Below are 12,626 nucleotides of genomic sequence, written 5' to 3'. Positions count from 1 at the left end.
CCGAATCACTACATTGGGCGCCATGAGTAACGGTTACGACGACATTCCCTTTTTCGATGAGGAGCCGCCACCGCGCAAGCCGGCAGCGCCGGCGACAGGCGGAATTGCCGCCCGTGCCATGGCCGCCCGCGATCAGGCCCGCACCCCGGACTATCTGTCTGGCCTCAACCCCGAACAGCGGGAAGCCGTCGAAACGACCGAGGGTCCGGTGCTCGTGCTCGCCGGCGCCGGCACCGGCAAGACGCGCGTCCTGACGACCCGCATCGCCCACATTCTTGCGACAGGCCGTGCCTTTCCGTCGCAGATCCTCGCCGTGACCTTCACCAACAAGGCCGCCCGCGAGATGAAGGAACGCATCGGCATGCTGGTCGGCGGCGCCGTCGAGGGCATGCCCTGGCTCGGCACCTTCCATTCGATCGGCGTGAAGATCCTTCGCCGCCATGCCGAACTGGTGGGGCTCAGATCGGATTTCACCATCCTCGACACCGACGACGTCATCCGCCTGATCAAGCAGCTGATCCAGGCCGAGGGGCTTGATGACAAGCGCTGGCCGGCCCGTCAGTTCGCGGCGATGATCGACACCTGGAAGAACAAGGGCCTCGATCCGGCGCAGATCCCCGAGGGCGATGCCCGCGCCTTCGCGAACGGCAAGGGACGCGAGCTCTATACCGCCTACCAGAACCGGCTGAAGACGCTGAACGCCTGCGACTTCGGCGACCTGCTGCTGCATCCGATCCGCATGTTCAGAGCCAATCCGGACGTGCTACGCGACTATCACCAACGCTTCAAATACATTCTCGTCGACGAGTACCAGGACACCAACACCGCCCAGTACATGTGGTTGAGACTGCTGGCGCAGCGTTCCCCTCCCACCTCTCCCCAGCGGGGAGAGGGTGGCGCGAAAGCGCCGGGTGAGGGGCGGCACCCACAAACCTTGGCGGACCGTCACCCTCATCCGGTCCTTCGGACCACCTTCTCCCCGCTGGGGAAAAGGGAAAGCCGACCGTCAATATTTGCTGCGTCGGCGACGACGACCAGTCGATCTACGGCTGGCGCGGCGCCGAAGTGGACAACATCCTGCGCTTCGAGAAGGACTTTCCGGGCGCGAAGGTCATCAAGCTCGAGCGCAACTACCGTTCCACTGAGCACATCCTCGGCGCCGCCGGGCATCTGATCGCCCACAACGAGGGCCGTCTCGGCAAGACGCTGTTCACCGACCGTGCCGAGCCGGACGACGAGAAGGTGATCGTCCACGCCGCATGGGATTCCGAGGAGGAGGCCCGCGCCGTCGGCGAGGAAATCGAGCGGCTGCAGCGCGGCGACGCCGACGGCAAGAAGCATGCCCTCAACGGCATGGCGATCCTCGTGCGCGCTTCCTTCCAGATGCGCGAGTTCGAAGACCGTTTTGTGACCCTCGGCCTCAACTACCGCGTCGTCGGCGGACCGCGCTTCTACGAGCGTCTCGAAATCCGTGACGCCATGGCCTATTTCCGCCTCGTCTGCCAGCCGGCCGACGACCTCGCCTTCGAGCGCATCGTCAATACGCCGAAGCGGGGCTTGGGCGACACCACGGTCCGGGCACTGCACGACTATGCCCGCGCGCGCGACATCCCGATGCTCGCCGCCGCCGCCGAGATGGTCGAAACCGACGAGCTGAAGCCGAAGGCCCGCAAGGCGCTCTTCGACGTGATTCAATACTTCCGCCGCTGGTCGGAACGCCTTGAAACGACTCCGCATACCGAGCTTGCCGAACAGATTCTCGACGAGTCCGGCTATACCGACATGTGGAAGAACGACAAGTCGGCGGAGGCTCCGGGCCGGCTCGAAAACCTCAAGGAACTCGTCCGCTCGATGGAAGCGTTCGAGTCGATGCGCGGCTTCCTCGAACACGTCTCGCTGGTCATGGATGTGGAGCAGAACGAGGACATGGACGCCGTATCGATCATGACGCTCCATTCCGCCAAGGGGCTCGAATTCGAAACCGTCTTCCTGCCCGGCTGGGAGGAAGGCCTGTTCCCCCACCAGCGCGCTCTCGACGAGGGCGGCCGCTCCGGCCTCGAGGAAGAGCGCCGCCTCGCCTATGTCGGCATCACCCGGGCAAAACGCCGCTGCCACATCTGGTTCGTTTCCAACCGCCGCATCCACGGCCTCTGGCAGTCGACCATGCCGTCGCGCTTCCTCGATGAACTGCCGCAAGGCCATGTCGAGGTCGCAGAAGCGGAAAGTTCCTACGGCGGATACGGGCGCGGCGGCTACGGCCAGTCGCGCTTCGATCGTGCCGATCCCTTTGCCAACTCCTATTCGACGCCCGGATGGAAGCGCGCCCAGCAGAACAAGTCGGATGCGACGCGCGACAACTGGGGCACCCGCTCCGGCCATGCGGTAGAACGCATCGGCTATGGCGAGAGCGGCCCGCGCGGCAGGATGATCGAGGGCGAACTGGTGGCAAAATCCACAAGCTCCGAACCGTCGAAGTTCAAGCTCGGCGACCGCGTCTTCCACGTCAAGTTCGGCAACGGCAACATCTCGGCGATCGAGGGCAACAAGCTCACCATCGATTTCGACCGCGCCGGCCAGAAACGCGTGCTGGACGGTTTCGTCGAGCGGGTGTGAACCCCTCTCGAGCTGCCGCCGGATACAATCCCGTCACAGCCCGGCCGCTTGCCACTATTCCTTCGCATTCTCGTTGTCTGAAAGAGGCTTCAATTCCGCGTGTCCCCGCTCCCCGGGCCGCGCCAGCCTCGACAAGGATCGACGAGAGATGATGCCGGCCGACCTCCGCCAACCCGGCAGCACAGGCAAGCCCCTTGGCCGCACCTCCTCACGGCATCGCGCCGGACCGGCGACACGCCGGCACAGGCTTGTCATCGAATCATGCGAAACCCGCCAGACCTCCCGCAACGGATCCAGGCATGCTGCCCGACAGTAAAATGCATTCCGGCGCGAGCCGGCTCCTCTCTCGCTATCGCGGCTATCTGACCGCCGTCGCCGTCGTCGCCGTGTTCACGATGATGATCTTCGCGATTCACCGTCTGACGGCGGAGGTGCGTTACGAAGACGTCGTCGCCGCACTCGGGGATACGTCCTGGTGGGCGCTCCTCTGGGCGGCGTTTTTCACCGCGCTCAGCTACGGCGCGCTCGCCGTCTATGACGCCAACGCCATCGACTACATCGGCCGCAAACTGCCGCTGCCGTCGGTCATGACGACGGCCTTCATCGCCTACGCCGTCGGCAATACCGCCGGATTCGGCCCCTTGAGCGGCGGCGCGATCCGCTACCGCGCCTATTCGAAACTCGGGCTTCAGCCCGGCGAAATCGCCCGCGTCATCGCCTTCGTGACGCTCTCCTTCGGCCTCGGCCTCGCAGCGGTCAGTGCGCTTGCCCTGCTGGTCGTCGCGTCACGGGTCGCCGACATCGTCGGCCTGAACGGTCCGGCGCTCCGCTTCGGTGCCGTCGCCGTCGTCGTGGTGCTGGCAGTTCTCGTCTTCCTCAGCCGGAACGGACGCGAAATCAATATCGCCGGTGTGACGCTCCGCCTGCCCGATACGCGCACGTCGTCCAGGCAGTTTCTCGTCACTGCCGTCGATCTCGCGGGTTCCGCGTCGGCCCTTTACGTCCTGCTGCCCGAGACACATGTCGGCTGGCCCGCCTTCTTCGCGATCTACGCGACGGCCGTTGCGCTCGGCGTCCTCAGCCATGTTCCCGCTGGCCTCGGCGTCTTTGAGACGGTGATGATCGCCGGCCTCGGCAACACCATCAGCGCCGACCAGCTTCTCGGCAGCCTGGTTCTCTACCGCCTGGTCTATTACGTCCTGCCGCTGCTGTTTGCGCTCGCGCTTGCCGTCGTCGGCGAGCTGCGGAGCTTCGCGAAACAGCCGCTCGCCGCCGAAATCGTCCAGATCGCCGCGCGGCTCGTACCCGCGCTCCTCTCGACCTATGCGCTGATGCTCGGCGCCATGCTGATCTTCTCGAGCGTCACGCCGACGCCAGACGGCGACCTCGACTTCCTTGCCGGGCTCCTGCCCCTGCCGATCGTCGAGGCGGCGCATTTCCTGTCGAGCATCCTCGGCCTCGTGCTCGTCGTCGCCTCCCGCGGCATCGCCCAGCGCCTCGACGGCGCCTGGTGGATCGGGCTTGCGGCAGCGGCCATCGCCTTCCTCTTCTCGCTGATGAAGGCGCTCGCCGTTTACGAGGCGATCGCGCTCGGGCTTTTCATTGCGGCGATGCTCGCCAGCGCTGGCAGTTTCACCCGTCATGCCTCCCTCTTCGGCCAGGCGCTCGGTCCCGCCTGGCTGACGGCGATGGCCGTCACCGTCGTCGGCGCCGCCGGTATCCTGCTCTTCGTCTACCGCGACACCCAGTACAGCCATGAACTCTGGTGGCAGTTCGAGTTTTCCGAGGAAGCCCCGCGCGGCCTGCGGGCGCTGCTCGGCCTTGCGATCAGTTCGGCGGCGGTTGCGATGTTCAGCCTGCTGCGACCGGTCGCGCGGCGGCCCGACGACGCGCTTGAGGACGATCTCGCACGTGCGGTGACAATCGTCGAAGGACAGGACGTCGCCGACGCCAACCTCGTGCGCATGGGTGACAAGAGGCTGCTGTTCTCGCAGAGCGGCAAGGCCTTCATCATGTACGGCATCCAGGGGCGGTCCTGGATCGCGCTCGCCGACCCCGTCGGGGAGGAAGAGGATTTCCCCGATCTCGTCTGGCAGTTCGTCGACATGGCCCGCGCCTCGGGTGGTCGCGCCGTCTTCTACCAGATCACGCCGGCGCTATTGCCCTCCTGCATCGATGCGGGCCTGCGCGCCTTCAAGCTCGGCGAGCTCGCAACCGTCGGTCTCGAACAATTCGATCTCGCCGGCAGCCGCCTTTCGGGCCTGCGCCAGTCGTACAATCGCGGCCAGCGCGACGGGCTCGTCTTTTCCATCGTCGAACCGTCGGACGTGCCACCGATCCTCGGCGAACTGAAGGCGATCTCGGATGCCTGGCTCGCCCACCACAACACGCGGGAAAAGTCGTTCTCCCTCGGCGCCTTCGATGCCGAATACGTGGTCTCGCAGCCGGTGGCGATCCTCACCAACGAGGACAGGATCGTCGCCTTCGCCACCGTGATGACGACGGCCACCAAGGCGGAGGCGACGGTCGACCTGATGCGGTTTGCGCCCGACGCACCGCGCGGTGCCATGGATTTCCTCTTCATCAGCCTGATGAAGCATATGCGCGAGTCGGGTTTCTCCCGCTTCAATCTCGGTATGGCGCCGCTCTCCGGCATGTCGCGCCGTGAGACCGCGCCGGTCTGGGACCGCATCGGCGGCCTCGTCTTCGAGCACGGCGAACGCTTCTACAACTTCAAGGGCCTCAGGGCCTTCAAGTCAAAATTCCATCCGCAATGGGAGCCGCGCTACCTCGCCGTCACCAACGGCACCGGCGCGGCGCTGGCCCTCATGGACATCACCTTCCTGATCAGCGGCGGCATGAAAGGCGTGGTAGCGAAATGAAATCTCTCGGACTTCCCGGCCTCGGCCTCGCCGCAGGCCTTCTCGTCTCCTCCGGCATCGCCGCCGCCCAGTCACCCGCCTATCAGCCCGGCATGATCCCCGCCGACCATATCCTGCTGCCGGAGGGCGAGGTGCGTGCCGATATCTTCCTGATCTCCGACGCCGGCGGCTGGGGCGACAACGAGGAGCAGCAGGCGCAGGCGCTTGTCGACAAGGGCGCGATCGTGGTCGGCATCGACTTCCCCGCCTATCTGAAGGCGCTGCGCGCCGATGACGGCGACTGCGTCTACATGGTTTCCGACGTCGAGTCGCTCGCGCACCAGGTGCAGCGGGCAGCGGGAACGAGCGTCTTCAATCCGCCGATCGTCGCCGGCATCGGTGAAGGTGCCGCACTCGCCCTCGCGATGATCGCGCAGAGCCCGGCAGCGACCATAGGCGAGGCGATCGCCGTCGATCCGGTGGCCGGCATCCCACTCGACAAGCAGCTCTGCACGCCCGCGGCCAAAGAGCGGATCGGCAACCGCATGGTCTACGGCCTGACAGACGGCCCGCTTCCGGCCGCGGTGAGCGTGCTATTCTCGGCCAAGGCCGAGAAGGCCGGACGAGACCATGTCACCGCGCTGGTGAAGGATCATCCCGACATCGAAGTCCGGGATGCCGAAGGCTCCGCCGGCGACGCCCTCGCCCAGGCCCTCGGCGACCGCGTCGACGCCGGCGGCAATGCCGACGATCCGCTCGGCCTTCCGCTCACCCTTCTCGATGCGACGCCCGCCATGGATACGATGGCGATCATCTATTCGGGCGACGGCGGCTGGCGCGACCTCGACAGAGAGGTCGGCGCGGTGCTGCAGGAAAAGGGCATCCCGGTCATCGGCGTGGACTCGCTGCGCTATTTCTGGTCGAAGCGCACGCCGCAGGAAACGGCGGAGGATCTCGCACGGATCATCGACACCTATCGTCGCAAATGGAAGGTCCGCCATGTCCTGCTCGCCGGCTATTCCTTCGGAGCCGATGTCCTGCCGGCGACTTACAACCTGCTGCCGCCGGACGACCGAGCGCGGGTCGCACAGGTCACCCTGATGGCGCTGTCACGTCAGGTCGACTATGAAATCTCGGTCGAGGGCTGGCTCGGTGTCGGGGGACAGGGTGCCGGCGATCCGGTCGAAGACATCGCCAGGATCGACCCGAAGCGCGTCCAGTGCATCTACGGCACCGACGAGGAGGATGACCCCTGCCCGACGCTCGAGGCTCGCGGCGTCGAGAGCATCGGCATCACCGGCGGACACCATTTCGACGAGGATTACGAAGCGCTCGCCGGACGTATCCTTGCATCGCTGAAGACACGGCTCGGCGAGCAGGACGGCACAACCGGCGTTTCGAAATAGCGCTTTCGCTCAGCTTTCGGCGCGGCCCCGGCGATGGTCGCCGCAATGCAGCCATTGCAGTTCCTGCTGCACCATGTCCTGGAAGTCGAGGATCTGGCGGCGCATCTCCGGTTCCGGGCAGCCGCGCTCCATGAGCTCGGCCCCGAGCCCGCGGCAGGTGGTGCGCCAATAGGTGGCGGCAGCCTCGCCGTTCCTCTCGTCGAGTTCGCGGGCGCACCGGCGAATGAGGGCACGACGGCCCTTGAGCGGGAAAAATGCGACCTTCGGCATTGCTGCCGGATACTCGGTCTTGATTACAGTCATCCATACCATCCTGACGTGATGCTTCCTGTCTAGGACGGTCATGGTTAACGTTCGGTTGCCTCACCCTGAAAATGGATCGTTTTCGGTCGTTTCACGCCCCGAGCTCGTCCAGATAGGCGTCGCTGTCGTCGACCTGGAACTCGAGCCACATCGGCAGATGGTCGCTCATCTGGTAGGTGCGCCAGTCGCGAAAACTGCGGCCGGGCTTCTCCTGCCGTTCGGCGGCGTAGTCGGCCTCCTGGTCCTCACGGTAGACGCAGTCGTAGAAGTCGAAGACGCCCGCCCTGCCCGTCGGCCGCATGCTGCGCAGCTCCTTGTAATAGGCGATCTGGTCGTAATGCTTGTCCTTGGTGACATTCGAACCAGGAATGGTCTGCAATGCATCTGGAACGCGGAAGCCGGCTGCCGTCAGCGCCTCCATCGTCACGTCCTTGCGGTTGAAGATGTTGAAATCGCCGAGCAGCAGCAGGTTGTCGCGCTTCGGCTTGTCCTCCGGACCGTAGACGTTGGCGCCGGAAAAATCGCCGGCATTGCTCGCGATCGTCTTGCCGAGCGCGGTGATCTCCGCGAGACGTCGGGCATCGACCGGCACTCCCTCGCCGTAATAGATATGGACCGTCACCAACGTGAAATAGGCCCAGCCCGCCCGAAAGCCGGCGACATAGGGAGAGCGGGCGAACTGCACCTGCCGGCCGGCCGCAGGGATCGCCTCCTCAAGCACCAGCTCGGCGGCAAGCCCGGTGAAATCGACCTTGCGACGGTCGTAGAAGAAGGCCATGCGCTCGGAGTTTCCGGAGCGGCCGAGCGTCACGTCGGTGACGAGAAAATCCCACCAGCTTCCCAGCATGCGCTTCAACTGCTGCAGCGGGAACAGGCTTTTTCGGACCTCCTGGATCGCGACGATGTCGAAGCGGTTTATGACCTCGGCGATGTAATGATAGGGCTCGACGTCGCGGAAGCGGTACTTGCCGGAGTCGAACTCGCGAAGGTTCCACGAAGCGAGCAGCAGGGTGTCGGAGGCCGTCTTCGGCGGGATCGCCCCGCCCTCCGCGTTGATCCCGGCCCGGAGCGCCTTGAGGCCGCGGACGATCCGCCTGCGTTTGTCGACGTCGGTGATCCGCTTGAGGTCTGCATAGTTCGGCATCGCTTCCCCCTCCGTCTGGCACATCCGCACGGAAGCGATCATACACGCATGACGCGAAATTTCCAGCCGGCGTCGCGCCGGCCGGAAAACGTCGCAGTTCGCGACTACTGCTTGGGCAGGGCGTAGGCGATCACGTAATCGCCCGGCTTGGTGCCGACCGAGCCGTGTCCACCCGCGACGATCACGACATACTGCCTGCCGTCCGCCAGGGCATAACTCATCGGCGTCGCCTGGCCACCCGCCGGCAGGCGCGCTTCCCAAAGCTGCTTGCCGCTGGTCAGATCGTAGGCGCGCAGGTAGTCGTCCACGGCCGCTGCGAGGAAGGCGACGCCGCCCTTGGTGATCATCGGCCCGCCGATCCCCGGCACGCCCACCTTGAAGGGAAGTGGCAGCGGCGTCATGTCGTAGACGGTGCCGTTGCGGTGCATGTAGGCGGTCTTGCCGGTCCTGAGGTCCACGCCGGCGACATAGCCCCACGGCGGCGCCTGGCAGGGAATTCCGAGCGGCGAAAGGAACGGCCCCATATAGACGCCGTAGGGTGCCCCCTCGTTGCGGTTGAGCCCCTGTTCGCTCGCCTTTTCGTCCGCTCCCTTCGGCGCGATCTGGTCGCGCGGCACGAGCCGCGAGGTGAAGGCGAGATAGGTCGGCATGCCGAACATCACCTGCCTTGCCGGATCGACCGCGACCGAACCCCAGTTGAAGACGCCGAAATTGCCGGGATAGACGATCGTGCCTTCGAGCGACGGCGGCGTGTACTGCCCCTCGTAGCGGAGCTGGTGGAACTTGATGCGGCAGACCATCTGGTCGATGAGGGTGATCCCCCACATGTCGCGTTCCCTGAGACGCGGCGGCCGGAGCGTGAGATCGGAAATCGGCTGCGTCGGGGCGGCGAAATCGCCCTCGATCGCGCCTCCGGGCGCCGGGTTCTCCCGCACCGGAACGATGGGTTCGCCGGTCCGACGGTCGAGAACGTAGATGTCCCCCTGCTTCGTCGGCCCGACCAGTGCCGGCACGGCGGTTCCGTCTTTGCCCGTCAGGTCGACGAGCACCGGCTGTGCCGGAACGTCCATGTCCCAGAGATCGTGATGCACGGTCTGCCGGACCCAGCGGTCACGGCCGGTATCGACATCGAGCGCGACGATCGAGGAAGAGTATTTTTCGACGTTCTCGCTGCGGTTCATGCCGAGCTGGTCGGGAACCTGGTTGCCGAGCGGCACGTAGACGAGGCCGAGCTGCTCGTCGACGGAGAAGACGGACCAACTGTTCGGCGAGTTGGCGGTGTAGGTGCGGCCGGGCGGCAGCGGTGCGGTCTCCCCCGGATTGCCGCTGTCCCAGTTCCAGACGAGCGCGCCGGTATGGACGTCGAAGGCGCGGATGACGCCGGATTGCTCCTTGACGGAGTAATTGTCGTTGACCGCGCCGCCGATGATGATCTTGCCCCGCGCAATTACCGGCGGCGAAGTCGAATAGTAGTAGCCGGCCGGGTTGTACGGCATGCCGGCTTCGAGATGCAGCTCGCCCTGGTCGGCGAAGGACGTGCAGACCGATCCGGTCGCGGCATCGAGCGCGATCAGCCGCGCATCCGAGGTCGGCAGATAGATGCGGGCAGCGCAAGGCTCGCCGGCCGGCGCCGCTGGATCGGCATAGTAGGTCACCCCACGGCAGGTCTGGTGCTGCCGGTCGGGGTTGCGCCCGACATTCGGATCATACTTCCACTTCTCCTTGCCGGTGGCGGCATCGATGGCGATCGCCCAATTGTGGGGCGTGCAGAGATAGAGCGTGTCGCCGACCTTGAGAGGGGTCACCTGATAGGTCGTTTCGCCCACATCGTCGGGCCCCTTGACGTCGCCGGTCTGGTATTCCCAGGCGACCTTCAGCGAGGAGACGTTCTGCGGTGTGATCTGTTCAAGCGGCGAATATCGCTGACCGAAGGGCGTGCGTCCGTACTGGTGCCACTCGTCGTCGGGAACCTCGCCGCCGTAGTTGGGCTGGGCGGCCGCGGCCTCGGTCGGCAGCGATCCTGAAACGTCCGCCGGATCGGTGGTCATCGAGAAGCCGGCGACGATGAGCGCGATGACGACGGGTACCGCGACCGGGATGGCGCTCGCCGGCCGCCGCTCCTCCGCATAGCGGTCGCCGAGCGACCGCCGAACGCCCGGCAGAAGAAGCAGGAGCCCGAGAACGATAATGAGCCCGCCACGGGCGGCCAGCTGCCACCAGTCGAAGCCCACCTCGAAGATTGCCCAGCCGAGGCTGAGAATGATGAAAAGCCCGTAAAGCCAGAGCGCGAGCGCATGGCGCATGGCGATGAGCAGCGCAGTCAGGGCCAGCACGATACCCGCGGCGAGATAGAACGGACTGCCGCCGAGCATGAGCAATTGCACCCCTCCGGCGAGCAGGACGAGTCCAAGCACGCCGAAGACGATAATCGAAATGATTCTGGTCATATGAGATCCCCCTGCGATCGGAATACGGGGCCGGGCCGTCGGCCAGGGCTGCCTCGGCCTCAACTGGAGGCTTCCGGAAAAGTTCCGTCGAAGACGCGGCGCCACCCCGAGGCATCGATCACGAAATGCGGAGATTTTCCGATGAAGGCCTGTGGACGCACGCACCCGTTGGAGCTTATGGGATTGATGCCTGTCAAATGACGGCAGGCCGATCCGGGCTATGCTGAAGCCGTCGAAGTGCAATCTGGAGGAGCCGCCTATGAATGACCATCCCGTCCTGCGCTTTCACGGCGCCGCAGGCACCGTCACCGGATCCTGCTTCCGGCTTGAGATCGGAAAGCGGCAGATCCTCGTCGACTGCGGCCTCTTCCAGGGATCGAAGACCGAGAAGGAACTCAATTACCGGGATTTTCCCTTCGACCCGTCGGCCATCGACGCGGTGATCCTGACCCACGCCCATATCGACCATTCGGGCCTGCTGCCGAAGCTCTCCCGCATGGGGTATCAGGGGCCGATATACGCGACCCGCGGGACGATCGATCTCTGCTCGGTCATGCTGCCGGACTCCGCCCACATCCAGGAAAGCGAAGTCGAATTCCTCAACCGCCGCAATCTCCGCCGCGGCCGCGATCCGGTGACGCCGATCTACGAGGCCCGCGATGCGGCAATCGCCGTGACGCTGCTACGCCCGGTAGAGCTCGAGGCTTGGCAGCAGGCAACCGACGGCGTCCGGTTCCGATTCTGGAATGCCGGTCACCTCCTCGGTTCGGCCTCGGTGGAAATGGAGGTGGAGACACCGGAAAAGACCCTGCGCATCCTCTTTTCCGGCGATATCGGACCGAGCCACAAACTGCTGCAACACGATCCCGAGGCTCCGTCAGGCTGGGACTATGTGATCTGCGAAAGCACCTACGGCGACACCGACCGGGAGGATGCAAACGACGCGACCCGGCGCGAGGCCCTGCGGGCCGAGGTTGCCGACGCCTATAACCCGAACGGCGCGCTCCTCATCCCCTCCTTCGCCGTCGAGCGCACGCAGGAACTGCTGGCCGACCTCGTCTTCCTGATGCGGTCGGAGAAGATCCCGACCTGCCCGGTCATCATCGACTCGCCCCTCGCCACCCGCGCGAGCGAGATCTTCCTGCGCCACGCCCGTGAACTGGACAGCGGCGGCCTGCTGGCCGACGCGATGCACGCCCGCAACGTACGCTTTACCGAGTCGGTCGAGCAGTCGAAGGCACTCGACCTGATGCGCGGCTTCCACATCGTCATTGCCGCAAGCGGCATGTGCGACGCCGGCCGCATCCGCCACCGGTTGAAGAACTGGCTCTGGCGCGACGAGGCGACGGTGCTGCTCGTCGGCTTCCAGGCGACCGGCTCGCTCGGCCGCATCCTCGAGGACGGCGCCTCCGTCGTCCGCATCCAGGGTGACGAGATCAATGTGCGCGCCCGTATCCGCCGTCTCGACATCTACAGCGGCCATGCAGACGGACCGGAGCTCGCCGCATGGCTCAGGACGCGTCAGCCGATCCGCGCCGGTCTCTTCCTCGTCCATGGGGAAGAGGACGGCATCGCCGGCCTGCGCAAGCGCGCCGCCGCCTTCCTTGCCGAGGAGATGATCAACGTGCCGCACCTCGACGGCGCCTTCGAACTGAGGCCGGAGCGTGCCGTCGACATATCCGAGAAACTGCCGGAGCCGCGCATCGATCCCGCTCGGGTCGGGCATCGCGACTGGCACAACGACTTCCAGTCACTCGTCCTCGACCTGCAGCAGGAGCTGGCGAAGGCGGCCGACGACAAGGCCCGCGGGGTCATCCTCCGCAAGCTGCGCCGCGCGCTTGCGGAGTAGCGG

General features: G+C 65.5%; 6 protein-coding genes and 2 pseudogenes. 5 read left to right on the top strand and 3 right to left on the bottom strand.

Features of this window, described 5'->3' with window-relative positions; all coding sequences use genetic code 11:
• Positions 1-22: 22 nt before the first annotated feature.
• The 4 genes and pseudogenes from H4I97_RS24855 to H4I97_RS05445 all read left to right on the top strand — a co-directional run.
• Positions 23-862, top strand: a pseudogene (locus H4I97_RS24855) (ATP-dependent helicase); the annotation flags it as partial.
• Positions 863-1,003: 141 nt separating this feature from the next.
• Positions 1,004-2,613 (top strand): annotated as a pseudogene (locus tag H4I97_RS24850) (ATP-dependent helicase); the annotation flags it as partial.
• Between the two features lie 299 nt (positions 2,614-2,912).
• The gene (gene mprF / locus H4I97_RS05450) at positions 2,913-5,495 is read left to right on the top strand and encodes a bifunctional lysylphosphatidylglycerol flippase/synthetase MprF (protein ID WP_182306908.1); all 2,583 of its coding nucleotides are present in this window, start codon (positions 2,913-2,915) and stop codon (positions 5,493-5,495) included.
• A complete protein-coding gene (locus H4I97_RS05445) occupies positions 5,492-6,880 on the top strand; it encodes a virulence factor family protein (RefSeq protein WP_182306907.1) in 1,389 nt (462 codons plus the stop codon). Before mprF ends, H4I97_RS05445 begins: the two co-directional genes overlap by 4 nt.
• Positions 6,881-6,889: 9 nt before the next feature.
• Here the strand turns inward: H4I97_RS05445 and H4I97_RS05440 are convergent, their stop codons facing one another.
• The 3 genes from H4I97_RS05440 to H4I97_RS05430 all read right to left on the bottom strand — a co-directional run bounded on the left by H4I97_RS05440 (position 6,890) and on the right by H4I97_RS05430 (position 10,774).
• Positions 6,890-7,183 (bottom strand): DUF6074 family protein, encoded by a 294-nt coding sequence (locus H4I97_RS05440; RefSeq protein WP_182306906.1) that lies wholly within the window; start codon positions 7,181-7,183, stop codon positions 6,890-6,892.
• A 91-nt stretch (positions 7,184-7,274) separates the two neighbouring features.
• Entirely contained in the window at positions 7,275-8,327 is a 1,053-nt protein-coding gene (locus tag H4I97_RS05435; RefSeq protein WP_182306905.1) for an endonuclease/exonuclease/phosphatase family protein, read from the bottom strand.
• Between the two features lie 104 nt (positions 8,328-8,431).
• The gene (locus tag H4I97_RS05430; protein WP_182306904.1) at positions 8,432-10,774 is read right to left on the bottom strand and encodes a glucose/quinate/shikimate family membrane-bound PQQ-dependent dehydrogenase; all 2,343 of its coding nucleotides are present in this window, start codon (positions 10,772-10,774) and stop codon (positions 8,432-8,434) included.
• A gap of 259 nt (positions 10,775-11,033) precedes the next feature.
• Between H4I97_RS05430 and H4I97_RS05425 the strand changes: the two genes are divergently transcribed.
• A complete protein-coding gene (locus H4I97_RS05425) occupies positions 11,034-12,623 on the top strand; it encodes an MBL fold metallo-hydrolase (RefSeq protein WP_182306903.1) in 1,590 nt (529 codons plus the stop codon).
• Positions 12,624-12,626 lie beyond the last annotated feature (3 nt).

This window comes from Ciceribacter thiooxidans (genome assembly GCF_014126615.1).
GTDB lineage: Bacteria > Pseudomonadota > Alphaproteobacteria > Rhizobiales > Rhizobiaceae > Allorhizobium > Allorhizobium thiooxidans.
The sequence above is the reverse complement of the archived record's forward strand: the minus strand, read 5'-3'. Positions and strand labels throughout refer to the sequence as shown.

What these genes read in the sequence shown, in the direction of transcription:
- mprF (WP_182306908.1), top strand. Translation starts at nt 2,913, where the DNA reads ATGCTGCCCGACAGTAAAATGCATTCCGGCGCGAGCCGGCTCCTCTCT.
- H4I97_RS05445 (WP_182306907.1), top strand. Translation starts at nt 5,492, where the DNA reads ATGAAATCTCTCGGACTTCCCGGCCTCGGCCTCGCCGCAGGCCTTCTC.
- H4I97_RS05440 (WP_182306906.1), bottom strand. Translation starts at nt 7,183, where the DNA reads ATGACTGTAATCAAGACCGAGTATCCGGCAGCAATGCCGAAGGTCGCA.
- H4I97_RS05435 (WP_182306905.1), bottom strand. Translation starts at nt 8,327, where the DNA reads ATGCCGAACTATGCAGACCTCAAGCGGATCACCGACGTCGACAAACGC.
- H4I97_RS05430 (WP_182306904.1), bottom strand. Translation starts at nt 10,774, where the DNA reads ATGACCAGAATCATTTCGATTATCGTCTTCGGCGTGCTTGGACTCGTC.
- H4I97_RS05425 (WP_182306903.1), top strand. Translation starts at nt 11,034, where the DNA reads ATGAATGACCATCCCGTCCTGCGCTTTCACGGCGCCGCAGGCACCGTC.